Annotated in this window: 9 protein-coding genes and 3 pseudogenes; 10 read left to right on the top strand and 2 right to left on the bottom strand. The window is 65.1% G+C overall.

The window, feature by feature from the left end; all coding sequences use genetic code 11:
* From A5906_RS44825 to moaC, 4 genes and pseudogenes are all read left to right on the top strand, one after another.
* Nucleotides 1-263: pseudogene (locus A5906_RS44825) on the top strand (peptidylprolyl isomerase); the annotation flags it as partial.
* Between the two features lie 14 nt (nucleotides 264-277).
* On the top strand, nucleotides 278-1,291 hold the full coding sequence (gene trpD, locus A5906_RS22720) for an anthranilate phosphoribosyltransferase (protein WP_080137530.1): 1,014 nt from the start codon (nucleotides 278-280) through the stop codon (nucleotides 1,289-1,291).
* A gap of 7 nt (nucleotides 1,292-1,298) precedes the next feature.
* A complete protein-coding gene (trpC, locus tag A5906_RS22725) occupies nucleotides 1,299-2,120 on the top strand; it encodes an indole-3-glycerol phosphate synthase TrpC (RefSeq protein WP_080137531.1) in 822 nt (273 codons plus the stop codon).
* 1 nt (nucleotide 2,121) lies between these two features.
* The gene (gene moaC, locus A5906_RS22730) at nucleotides 2,122-2,640 is read left to right on the top strand and encodes a cyclic pyranopterin monophosphate synthase MoaC (protein WP_080137532.1); all 519 of its coding nucleotides are present in this window, start codon (nucleotides 2,122-2,124) and stop codon (nucleotides 2,638-2,640) included.
* 7 nt (nucleotides 2,641-2,647) lie between these two features.
* Here the strand turns inward: moaC and A5906_RS22735 are convergent.
* Nucleotides 2,648-2,811: pseudogene (locus A5906_RS22735) on the bottom strand (Flp family type IVb pilin).
* 299 nt (nucleotides 2,812-3,110) lie between these two features.
* On the opposite strand from A5906_RS22735, the gene A5906_RS22740 reads away from it, so the two are divergent.
* Together A5906_RS22740 and A5906_RS22745 are read left to right on the top strand one after the other, a co-directional pair.
* Nucleotides 3,111-5,843, top strand: coding sequence for a bifunctional diguanylate cyclase/phosphodiesterase (locus A5906_RS22740; protein ID WP_080137533.1), 2,733 nt, complete (start codon nucleotides 3,111-3,113; stop codon nucleotides 5,841-5,843).
* Nucleotides 5,844-6,151: 308 nt separating this feature from the next.
* Nucleotides 6,152-6,907 (top strand): SDR family oxidoreductase, encoded by a 756-nt coding sequence (locus tag A5906_RS22745; RefSeq protein WP_080137569.1) that lies wholly within the window; start codon nucleotides 6,152-6,154, stop codon nucleotides 6,905-6,907.
* Nucleotides 6,908-6,980: 73 nt separating this feature from the next.
* Here A5906_RS22745 and A5906_RS22750 read toward each other — a convergent pair whose 3' ends face one another.
* Nucleotides 6,981-8,321 (bottom strand): S41 family peptidase, encoded by a 1,341-nt coding sequence (locus A5906_RS22750; RefSeq protein ID WP_080137534.1) that lies wholly within the window; start codon nucleotides 8,319-8,321, stop codon nucleotides 6,981-6,983.
* A gap of 296 nt (nucleotides 8,322-8,617) precedes the next feature.
* Between A5906_RS22750 and A5906_RS22760 the strand changes: the two genes are divergently transcribed.
* The 4 genes and pseudogenes from A5906_RS22760 to A5906_RS44830 all read left to right on the top strand — a co-directional run.
* Nucleotides 8,618-9,751, top strand: coding sequence for an alpha-hydroxy acid oxidase (locus A5906_RS22760; protein WP_080137536.1), 1,134 nt, complete (start codon nucleotides 8,618-8,620; stop codon nucleotides 9,749-9,751).
* Nucleotides 9,752-9,764: 13 nt separating this feature from the next.
* Nucleotides 9,765-10,391 carry an HAD-IA family hydrolase gene (locus A5906_RS22765; RefSeq protein ID WP_080137537.1) on the top strand — a complete coding sequence of 209 codons (627 nt, stop codon included), beginning with the start codon at nucleotides 9,765-9,767 and terminating at the stop codon, nucleotides 10,389-10,391.
* A 157-nt stretch (nucleotides 10,392-10,548) separates the two neighbouring features.
* Complete coding sequence (locus tag A5906_RS22770; RefSeq protein WP_080137570.1) at nucleotides 10,549-10,743, top strand: hypothetical protein; 195 nt, start codon at nucleotides 10,549-10,551, stop codon at nucleotides 10,741-10,743.
* Between the two features lie 213 nt (nucleotides 10,744-10,956).
* Nucleotides 10,957-11,259: pseudogene (locus tag A5906_RS44830) on the top strand (molybdopterin molybdenumtransferase MoeA); the annotation flags it as partial.

An 11,259-nucleotide genomic window follows, 5' to 3' on the forward strand; every position in this document is an offset into this window, starting at 1 on the left:
TGGCGGCCGCATTCCGCGCCGCCAAGGACGGCGTCGGACAGACGCAGGTGAGCGGCGGCAGCGAGGTGATCGTGTTCCGCGTCACCGACATCGTCGATCCCGCGGTCGATGCCGCCTCCGACGCGGTCAAGAAGCTGAAGGACACCCTCGACCGGGCCCAGACCGAGGAGCAGATCGCCTCCTACGTCAACAAGCTTGAAACCGACATCGGAACCACCATTAATCAGGCCGCCTTCGCGCAGGTGACCGGCGCGAACCAGTGAGTTGAAAGCACGCGATGGACGACCTGAAATCGATCATTGGAAAAGTGGCGACCGGCGCCAGCCTGTCGCGTGACGAAGCAGCATCCGCCTTCGATGCCATGATGTCGGGTGAAGCCACGCCCTCGCAGATGGGCGGCCTCCTGATGGCGCTGCGGGTGCGCGGCGAGACCGTGGACGAGATCACCGGCGCTGTTACGGCGATGCGTTCCAAGATGCTGACCGTGACGGCGCCGCCTGAGGCCGTCGACATCGTCGGCACCGGCGGCGACGGCTCCGGCTCGGTCAACGTCTCGACCTGCGCCTCCTTCATCGTCGCGGGCACAGGTGTGCCGGTGGCCAAGCACGGCAATCGCGCGCTGTCGTCGCGCTCGGGCGCCGCCGACGTGCTGGCTTCGCTCGGCGTGAAGATCGACCTCAAGCCGGAGCAGGTCGGGCGCTGCGTTCGCGAATGCGGCATCGGCTTCATGTTCGCCCCCGCCCATCATCCTGCGATGAAGAACGTCGGCCCGACCCGTGTCGAGCTCGCGACCCGCACGATCTTCAACCTGCTCGGCCCCCTGTCCAACCCGGCGGGCGTGAAGCGGCAGATGGTCGGCGTGTTCTCCAGGCAATGGGTGCAGCCGCTGGCACAGGTGCTCAAGAATCTCGGCTCCGAAGCCGCCTGGGTCGTGCACGGCTCCGACGGACTCGACGAGATCACCCTCACCGGCCCGACCTTCGTATCCGCGCTCCACAATGGAGAGATCCGGAATTTCGAGGTGACGCCGGAGGAAGCTGGGCTCTCGCGCTGCGAGACCGGTGCGCTCAAGGGTGGCGACGCTGACGCCAATGCGATCGCGCTGCAAAGCGTGCTCAACGGCAAGCCGAGTCCCTTCCGCGACGTGGCGCTGATGAACGCCGCCGCCGCGCTGGTCGTGGCCGGACGTGCCAAGGACCTCAAGGAGGGCGTTGCGATCGGCGCAAAATCGCTCGACAGCGGCGCGGCGAACGCGCGGCTGAAGCACCTGATCGCGGTCTCGAACGGCTGAGCCTGACATGTCGGACATCCTGACCAAGATCGAGGCGTACAAGCGCGAGGAGATCGCCGCCGCCAAACGCGCGCTGCCGCTGTCGGCGGTAGAGGCGAAGGCCAAGGCGCAGCCCGCCTCGCGCGGATTCGTACGCGCGATCAGGGCCAAGCATGCCAATGGCGATTACGCGCTGATCGCCGAGGTCAAGAAGGCCTCGCCCTCGAAAGGATTGATCCGCGCGGATTTCGATCCGCCGATCCTGGCCAAAGCCTACGAGGCCGGCGGCGCCGCCTGCCTTTCGGTGCTGACGGACACGCCCTCGTTCCAGGGTCGTCTCGACTTCATGGTGGCCGCGCGCGCGGCCACCTCGCTGCCGGTGCTGCGCAAGGATTTCATGTTCGACACCTATCAGGTGGCCGAAGCCCGCGCGCATGGCGCCGATTGCATCCTGATCATCATGGCCGCGCTCGACGACGCCACCGCGAAGGATTTGGAAGACGCCGCCATCGGCTACGGCATGGACGTGCTGATCGAGATCCACGACCGCGCCGAGCTCGACCGCTCGTTGAAGCTGCGTTCGCCGATGATCGGCGTCAACAACCGCAATTTGCGCACCTTCGAGACCACGCTCGCGACCAGCGAGGCACTGGCGCCGCTGATACCAAAGGACCGGCTGATGGTCGGCGAAAGCGGCATCTTCACGCCCGCCGATCTCGCCCGGCTCGAGCGCGTCGGCATGTCGACCTTCCTGGTCGGCGAGAGCCTGATGCGGCAGGCCGACGTCACCGCCGCCACGCGCACGCTGCTCGCGCGCGAGACCGGCTCACGCGCGACGGGCACGCGCTGAGATGGCGCGCAAGTCTTCCACGGCTAGGCCATCGAAGTCCAAGGCCGGCCCTGCCCTCACCCATATCGGCGCGTCCGGCGAAGCGCGGATGGTGGACGTCTCGGCCAAGCCCGCGACCGAACGGCTGGCGGTCGCTGAAGGCCGCGTGGTCATGACCAGGGCAACGCTGGATCTGATCGTCTCCGGCAATGCCAAGAAGGGCGACGTGCTCGGAACCGCCCGCATCGCCGGCATCATGGCGGCAAAACGCACCTCCGAGCTGATCCCGCTCTGTCATCCGCTCGCGCTGTCCAAGGTTACCGTCGAGATCGAGCCCGATGCGAAACTGCCCGGCTGCCTCGTCCGTGCCAGCGTCAAGGTGACGGGCCCGACCGGCGTCGAGATGGAGGCACTCACGGCCGTGTCGGTCGCCTGCCTCACCATCTACGACATGATCAAGGCGGTCGAGCGCGGTGTCCGCATCGAGGGCATCCATCTCGTCGAGAAGCTCGGCGGCAAGTCCGGCCATTACCGCGCCTGATCTTGCGCTACTTCAGCGACGTGCTGATCGACCCGAACTTCAGCTTCAGCGTCGAGCCGAGGTTGTTGACCACGGCGATGATCGCAAGCGCGTGCCGGCGGCGATCAGGCCGTATTCGGTGGCGGTCGCACCGGCTTCGTCGGCAAAGAATTTCTTCAAAACGGCTTTCACGATCAACTCCTCCCTGTGTCGTTGGCAGGCATGTTCGCAAATCACGTGCCAATGACGACTTGAGGATCGCCAACGCCTTAGATGGTTAAGCCTTGGTTGATCACGGCATGGCCGGCAGGAACTGTCCGGCAGCGCAGGAGTCCTGCGGCAATTCCTGCACGGTTTGCCCCGCTTTTGTGTGTGGCGATTCATGTCGTGTTAACCGCGCTTCCTAACTTCGCCTCCATACCGTTCCCGTAAACCAACGGATGTCTTGGGGATCAAGAACTGATCCTGGCGTGTGCGCGGCAACAACCGACATGATGACGAAATACGGCAGTCGCCTTTTCGACCAGGCCTTCGTGCGCAGCGGACCGATCCGCTGGCTGGTCGTGGGCGGCACGCTGCTGATCGCCGCGATCGCCGTCGGCGCCGTCCTGATGGCGCAGAATTTCCGCGAACGCGCCCTGCGCAATTCCGGCCGCGAGCTGGAAAACACCGTCTTGATGCTGGCCCATCATTTCGATCAGCAATTGCAGGACTTCGCGGTCATTCAGAAGGACTTCGTAGACCACGTCCGCGCGATCGGCGTTGGCAACGCGGAAGACTACCGCAAGCGCCTCTCCGGGCAGGACATCCACCGGATGCTGCGCTCGAAGATCGAGGCACTGCCCTACATCGGCGGCGTCAACGTCATCGATGCCGAAGGCAACGTGATCAATTCGTCGACGGCATGGCCGGCTCCCAAGGTGAACGTTGCCGATCGCGGCTATTTCCGCACCTTCAAATACGACCCCCATTCGCCTGACATCCTGATCGAGCCGCTGCACAGTCGCATCTCCGGCGCCTGGACCATCCTGCTCGTACGCAGGATCGTCGGCCCGAACGGCGAGTTCATGGGCGTGGTCGGTCGCGGCATCGAGCCGGCCAATTTCGAGAAGTTCTTCGAATCCGTCGTGCTCGGCGAAGGCGCGACGATCTCGATGTTGCATCGCGACGGCACGTTGCTCGCCCGCTATCCCCATTCCAGCGAATTGATGGGACGGAATTTCAAGTCCGGTCCGTTCGAGCACCAGCGGGTCTTCGGGCTCGATCATTTCGCCGGCCGCGTCATGAGCCCGGTCGACGGCGAGGACCGCCTGATCGCTTCGCACGCCCTGCCCCACTACCCGATCCTGATGATGGCCACCACGACACGCGCGGCGGCCCTGACCGACTGGCGCGAGCAGATCGGCATCCTGATCTCGGTTGCCGCCTCTTCGGCACTCGCCATCGCCGGCGTGCTAATCGCGATCGTGCGCAAGCTGCTGGAGCAGCACCGCCTCTCCAGGGAACGGCTTATGCTGGAGAAGCAACGTCTCGACCGCGCCGTCAACAACATGACCCAGGGCCTGCTGCTGTTCGACGCCGAGCGTCGGCTCGTGGTGTGCAACCAACGCTACATCGACATGTACGGCCTGTCGGCCGCCGTTGTGAAGCCCGGCTGCAGCTTCCGCGACATCATCGCCCATCGCAAGACGACCGGCTCGTTCACCGGCGACGTCGATCAATATGCCGAGCGCGTGCTGCGCGACATCCATGTCCGCAACGCCATGGTGGTGGACACCGCCGACGGCCGCTCGATCCAGGTCCTCAACGAACCGCTCGCGGACGGCGGCTGGGTGGCGACGCACGAGGACATCACCGAGCGCCGGCGCATCGAGGAGCGCATTACCCACCTCGCCCATTACGACGCGCTGACCGACCTTCCCAATCGCGCCATGTTCCACGAGCATCTGCGGCAGGAGCTGGCCGCCATCGCCGATGGCGAAGAGGTCGCGGTGCACTACATCGACATCGACGAGTTCAAGAGCGTCAACGACGCGCTCGGCCATCTCGTCGGCGACGAGCTCCTGAAATCGGTCGCAACGAGCCTCAGCCGCTGCGCGGGCCCTGCGGATTTCGTGGCGCGGCTCGGCGGCGACGAATTTGCCATCGTGCAGCGCGCGGTAACCTCGCTGGACCAGGTCAACGATCTCGTCGCCCGCATCTTCCTGGCGATCCGCACCCCCTTCGACTGCATGGGCCATCATCTCACCAGCGACGCCAGCATCGGCATCGCGCTGGCACCGAGACATGGTACGGCGCTCGACCAGATCCTGAAGAACGCGGACCTTGCGATGTACGCCGCCAAATCCGCCGGCCGCCGCACCCACCGCTTCTTCGAGCCCGAAATGGACGCCAAGGTCCGCGAGCGGCGCCAGCTCGAGACCGACTTGCGCCACGTCATCGCCCAAGGGGGGCTCGAAAGCGGCCTTGAGGTTTATTACCAGCCTTGCCTCAGCCTGAAGGACGACCGCATCACCGGCTGCGAGGCGCTGGTGCGCTGGCGCCATCCCGAGCGCGGCATGGTTTCACCGGCCGAATTCATCCCGATCGCCGAAGACACCGGCCTGATCAATGAGATCGGTGAATGGGTGCTGGCGACCGCCTGCCGGGATGCAGCGGGGTGGCCCGACGACATCCGCCTTGCGGTCAACGTCTCGCCGGTGCAGTTCAAGAGCGGCACGCTGGCGTTGAAGATCATGGCGGCGCTCGCCGCTTCCAATCTGCCGGCAAGCCGGCTGGAGCTCGAGATCACCGAGGCGGTGCTGATCCGCGACGATGACACGGCGCTCGCGATCCTGCACCAGCTCCGCGCCATCGGCGTGCGCATCGCGCTCGACGATTTTGGCACCGGCTACTCCTCGCTGAGCTATCTGCACCGTTTCCCGTTCGACAAGATCAAGATCGACCGCTGCTTCGTCGACGATATCGCCGGCCCCGACGGATCCGCCAGCATCGTCCAGGCCGTCGTCAACCTGGCGGCCGCCCGTCGCATGACCACCACGGCCGAGGGCGTCGAGACCGAGGAGCAGCAGCGCCTGCTCCGCGCGCTCGGCTGCTCCGAGATGCAGGGCTATTTGTTCAGCGCCGCAAAACCTGCCGACAAGGTCGTGGAGCTGTTCGCACTCCATCGCAGCCGCCTCGCCAGGCGCGAAGGCGGCGAGAACCGCCGGCGCGAGGCCGGTTAGCTCTTCGGCCGGCCCGTCACGCTTGACGATGACCTCAGGTCAAAGTATTTCTTCACCTGCAGCCGCCGAAGTCGTGCTGCCGTAGGCGTTACCGTCATCCAACGCGTCCTTTGTCGAGAGGATCCCAGCAGGGAGATCTCGATTCACGAGACGCCACGGTCATGCCATCAATCCTCCTGTTGCGAACGCTCATTCGTTCAAGACGCTCAATCCGGCACGCGCGCGCCGCGATGCCGGCTGTCTTGTCGGATGGCACGCCATGAGGATTTCCAGGGTTGCCGTGGCCTTTTCAATCGAAAGGCAACACCATGAAGATGACTGGCAATACGATCCTCGTCACCGGCGGCACCAGCGGCATCGGCCGCGCGCTCGCTGAAGCCTTCCACGATCGCGGCAACCGCGTCATCGTCGCCGGGCGACGGCAGGCCCTGCTCGATCAGATCACGGCTGAACGTCCCGGCCTGATCGGCCTGCCGCTCGACCTCGACGATCCCGCAAGCCTGCCGCGCCTGTCGACTGAGGTTCGCGCAGGATTTCCCGAGCTCAACGTACTGATCGCCAACGCCGGCATCGCGCGCACGGAGGACATGAATGCGGACGGCTGGGATGCCTCCGACGCGGAGGCGATGGTCGAGACCAACATTCTCGGCGTGCTGCGCGTCACGGCGGCGTTCCTGCCGGCGCTCAAGAGGCAGCAGGACGCAACGATCATCGCAACCAGCTCAAATCTCGCCTTCGTGCCGCGTGCCGACTTCCCGACCTACTGCGCCAGCAAGGCGTTCCTGCATTCGTGGCTGCAATCGCTGCGGCATCAGCTCCGCAGGATTCCGGTCGAGGTGCTGGAGCTCGCACCGCCCTATGTGCAGACCGAGCTCACCGGCGCCACGCAGGCGAGCGATGAGCGCGCCATGCCGCTGCCAGCCTACATCGCAGAGGTCATGCAATTGCTGGAGCTGCGGGTCCATCCCCGCGACGAAGTGCTGGTTGAGCGCGACCGCGCCCGCCGCTGGGCCGAACGCGACGGCCGCTATGAGGCGACCTTCGCCGCGATGAATCCGCGCTGAGACACCTCCAAAACGAATTCGCCCGGGAGCGGTCATCCACTCCCGGGCGATCGATGTCTGGAGGTGGTAAGGTCTAGTTCGGCACCGCCGCCTTCGGCGTCGGACGCGCGGCGGTCGCAGCATTCGCGGTCTGGCCGTGCAGGAAGTCATAGGCCGCATGCAGGGCCTTGTCGTCCTTCTCTTCCGGCGGGACGTAGGACTGCGATCCGGTCTGCTCGGTGCCGTCGGCGGCCTGTAGATGGCCGCGCATCTGGGATTCCGCCATGGTGTCCATCCGGCCCTTCAGCTCGGGCGGCACGTCTTGGAGGATCTCGATGTCGGGCGCGATGCCCTGGGCCTGGATCGAGCGGCCCGACGGCGTGTAGTAGCGCGCCGTGGTCAGCGCCAGCGCGCCGTTGCCGGCGCCGAGCGGAATGATTGTCTGCACCGAGCCCTTGCCGAACGAGCGCGTGCCGATGATCGTGGCACGCTTGTGGTCATGCAGCGCGCCGGCCACGATCTCCGAGGCCGAGGCTGAACCGCCGTTGACCAGGACGACCAGCGGCTTACCCTTGGTAAGGTCGCCGCCATGGGCGGTGAAGCGCTGGGTCTCTTCCGGATTGCGACCGCGCGTCGAGACGACCTCACCGCGCTGCAGGAACGCGCTCGACACCGAGACGGCCTGGTCGAGCAATCCGCCCGGATTGTTGCGCAGGTCCATGACGTAGCCGGCCAGCTTTTCCTGTGGCACCTGCTTGGAGATCGACGCAATCGCCTTTTTCAGGCCGTCGGTGGTCTGCTCGTTGAACGAGGTGACGCGGATATAGCCGATATCGCCATTCTCGACATGGAAGCGCACGGGGCGCACATGGATGATCTCACGCGTGATCGCGACGTCGAGTGGGGCGTCCGCGCCCTTGCGCACGATGGTGAGCTTGGTCTTGGTGTCGACCGGGCCCTTCATCTTGTTGACGGCCTGCTCGAGCGTCATGCCCTGCACGCCCTCGCCGTCGATCTTGCTGATGAGGTCGCCGGACATGATGCCGGCCTTCGAGGCCGGCGTGTCGTCGATCGGCGAGACGACCTTGACGAGCCCCTCCTCCATCGTGACCTCGATGCCGAGCCCGCCGAACTCGCCGGAGGTGGTCTCCTGCATCTCAGTCCAGGCCTTGTCGTTCATGTAGCGCGAATGCGGGTCGAGCGAGGTCACCATGCCGGTGATCGCGCCTTCGATCAGCTTGGCGTTGTCCGGCTTCTCGACATAGCTCGCCTTTACCCGCTCGAACACTTCGCCGAACAGGTTGAGCTTGGAATAGGCATCATCCGCGCCCGCCGCCGCCCTCGCCGCCCAGAGCCCGCCCTGCGGGCCGGATACCAGAAGGGTCAGGCACACGCCGGTGAGCGCGCCAAGGGGGAACAGCAGGGATTTCCGCATGGACGAGTTAGCCTTCTTGCTCGGGGGCCCGGGAGCCGCCATGCAAATGGCGATCCAGCCCGTTTCTGACAACACCATTCAGGTTTCTTCAAGGCTGGCTCGCCACGCCGGCGGGTACCTGCAGAAATCCCTTCGTCCCGACCTAAACTTTTGGCAACGTTCCGAAACCGTCTCGCACGACAGGCGGGAATCGGTCGGCCGGCCCGCGCCTCGCAGCTATGCGATTTTAGGATGGTTTTGGAGGGCTGGACGGGTTAGGCGATGACACAAGGCTTCAAATTCTCGGGAGGATAACAATGAACGAAGCGCCCCGCATCCGGCCGGAACGGAACGTCGAACTCGGCGCCAGCAACGAGCCGTTCCAGAACCTGCACGAATTCATCCGGAAGGCGCGCGCCAACCTCAACCAGAATGCCTGGGACTACATCGTCGGCGCCGCAGAGACCGAAACCACGATGCGCCGCAACCGGATGGCGCTGGACGAGATCGCCTTCCGCCCGCGCGTGCTGCGCGACGTCCGCCAGGTCGATGCAAGCGTCGAGCAGTTCGGCCGCAAGATGCGGCTGCCGGTGGTGCTGGCCCCGGTCGGCGCGCTCGAGATCTTCGATCCGGATGGCGCCGCAAGCGTCGCGCGCGCTGCCGGCACTTTCGGTGCGGCGCACATGCTGAGCTCGGTGTCAGAGCCCGGCCTGGAGAAGACTGCTGAGGCCGCCCCCGATGCGCTGCGTCTCTATCAGCTCTATGTGCGCGGCGACGACGCTTTCGTCGCCGATGTCGTCAGCCGGGCCGAGAAGAATGCCTATGCCGCCTTCTGCCTGACCGTGGACACCGCTCATTACAGCCGTCGCGAACGCGACATCGCCAAGCGCTATGTTCGGGAGAGCCGTCTGCGCGCCACCGGAGGCGACTACCAGAAGGGCCTGGAGTGGCGGACCGTGAAGATGGTCAAGGACAAATTCAAGATCCCGCTGATCCTCAAGGGCATCGCCACCGCCGAAGACGCGTTGATCGCGATCGATCACGGCGTCGAGTGGATCTACGTCTCCAACCATGGCGGCCGCCAGCTCGATCATGGCCGCGGCGCCATGCATGCGCTGCCTGAGATCGTGGATGCCGTGAAAGGCCGCGCCAGGATCATGGTCGATGGCGGCTTCTGCCGCGGCACCGACATCGTCAAGGCGATCGCGGCAGGTGCCGACCTCGTCGGCATCGGCCGGCTGCAATGCTGGGCTCTTGCTGCGGCGGGCGAGGCCGGCGTAACGCGAATGCTGGAACTGCTGGAAGACGAGGTGCTGCGCTGCCTCGGCCTTTTGGGTGCCACCTCGTTCGCCGAGGTTGGCAAGTCCAGCCTGCATCCGGCCACCGCGACCAACGCGCCGAGCGTGTTCAGCGCGTTCCCGCTGTTCGACCACGACCCCTACCGATACTAAGTGGAAGGATAGAATGACGCCGCTCTCTCCCGGCAGCGCCGATGCACTTCTGTTCGATCTCGGACGCGTGGTGCTCGACATCGACTTCTCCAAGGCCATCGCCTGCTGGGCCGGACATGCCGGCTGCAGGCCCGAAAGCATTGTCGCAAGCTTTGTGCGCGACACCGAGGCCTATCGATTGCACGAGGTCGGCAAGATCAGCGACGAGGATTATTTTGCCTCGCTGCGTGCGTCGCTCGGCATCGGCATTTCGGATGCGCAGTTCCTGGAGGGCTGGAACGCGATCTTCGCCGGCGAGATGCCTGACATCGCCGAGCTGTTGCCGCGTGCGGCGAAGCAGATGCCGCTCTACGCCTTCTCCAACACCAACCGGCCGCATGTGGACTATTTCTCAAAGGAATATGGCGACCTGCTCGGCCATTTCCGCGAGCTCTATCTGTCGTCCAGCATCGGCCTGCGCAAACCGGACGCCGAGGCGTTCGACCATGTCGTGGCGGCCATGGGTGTGCCGGCGAGCCGCATCGTCTTCTTCGACGACCTCGCGGAGAACGTCGAGGGGGCACGGGCCCGCGGATTGATCGGGGTGCATGTGACCTCGCCCCGCGATGTCGGCGATGCGCTGAAGAAGCTGGGGATTTGAGCGGATCCGTCCCTTAAGGGAGCCAGTTCCTGGAACTCATTTTGCCCAAAAGGGGGAACCAAATCCCTTTGTGCATTTTTGTACAAAGTTCCGGGAACGGAATCCGCCCTTCCGGACTCTTGAGTCCGTTGGGACCTTCTACATTGGACTGATCGACGTGCTGGGCAAATCCTACCTCACCAAGCAAGCCTCTCTTCTACTCGAGTTCGCCAGAACCACCTCGGACTCCGACCTGTCCGCCAAGCTGATCAGTAAGGCCGCCGACCTGAAATCCCAGGCCGACCCGCTGCCCGACAAGGATCAGGGGCCCAAAGCGCCGGACGTCAGTCCGGACGAGCCAGCACGGAGTTGACCGATGCTGGCCGTGGCGCTCGTGATTCTCGTGCTTGCCATGGCCGTCCTCGTCCCGGTCTGTCTCGCCTTCCGGATCATGCCGCGGAGGATTTGAGCTCTCTCTTCACCAGGTTGAATCATCCTGCATCTGCGCTCTTTTGCCTCTGCGCTTGCACTCGGCTAGAACTCTCGCCGCCGATTTGCCGAACGTGCTGAGCAGGAGTTTTCACCCGTGGCCTTGATGCCGGTTTCTGACGCGCTTGCCGCAGTGCTTGCCGGCGCGGAGCCGCGGCCTGAGGAGACGGTCTCCCTCGACGCAGCTTTCCACCGCGTGCTTGCCCGCGACATCGCGGCGCGGCGCACGCAGCCGCCGGAGGCGATGTCAGCGATGGACGGCTATGCCGTGCGGGCGGCCGATGCGGCGATGATCGATGCCCAGCTGACCGTGATTGGCGAGGTCGCGGCCGGGCGGCCGTTTGCCGGGGCGGTCGGCGCCGGTGAAACGGTCCGGATCTTCACAGGCGGCGTCGTTCCC

It is taken from the genome of Bradyrhizobium sacchari (genome assembly GCF_002068095.1).
Taxonomy (GTDB): Bacteria; Pseudomonadota; Alphaproteobacteria; order Rhizobiales; family Xanthobacteraceae; genus Bradyrhizobium; species Bradyrhizobium sacchari.

Bases quoted from the DNA above. Each gene is read 5' to 3' on its own strand.
- trpD (WP_080137530.1), top strand. From the start codon at position 278: ATGGACGACCTGAAATCGATCATTGGAAAAGTGGCGACCGGCGCCAGC.
- trpC (WP_080137531.1), top strand. From the start codon at position 1,299: ATGTCGGACATCCTGACCAAGATCGAGGCGTACAAGCGCGAGGAGATC.
- moaC (WP_080137532.1), top strand. From the start codon at position 2,122: ATGGCGCGCAAGTCTTCCACGGCTAGGCCATCGAAGTCCAAGGCCGGC.
- A5906_RS22740 (WP_080137533.1), top strand. From the start codon at position 3,111: ATGATGACGAAATACGGCAGTCGCCTTTTCGACCAGGCCTTCGTGCGC.
- A5906_RS22745 (WP_080137569.1), top strand. From the start codon at position 6,152: ATGAAGATGACTGGCAATACGATCCTCGTCACCGGCGGCACCAGCGGC.
- A5906_RS22750 (WP_080137534.1), bottom strand. From the start codon at position 8,321: ATGCGGAAATCCCTGCTGTTCCCCCTTGGCGCGCTCACCGGCGTGTGC.
- A5906_RS22760 (WP_080137536.1), top strand. From the start codon at position 8,618: ATGAACGAAGCGCCCCGCATCCGGCCGGAACGGAACGTCGAACTCGGC.
- A5906_RS22765 (WP_080137537.1), top strand. From the start codon at position 9,765: ATGACGCCGCTCTCTCCCGGCAGCGCCGATGCACTTCTGTTCGATCTC.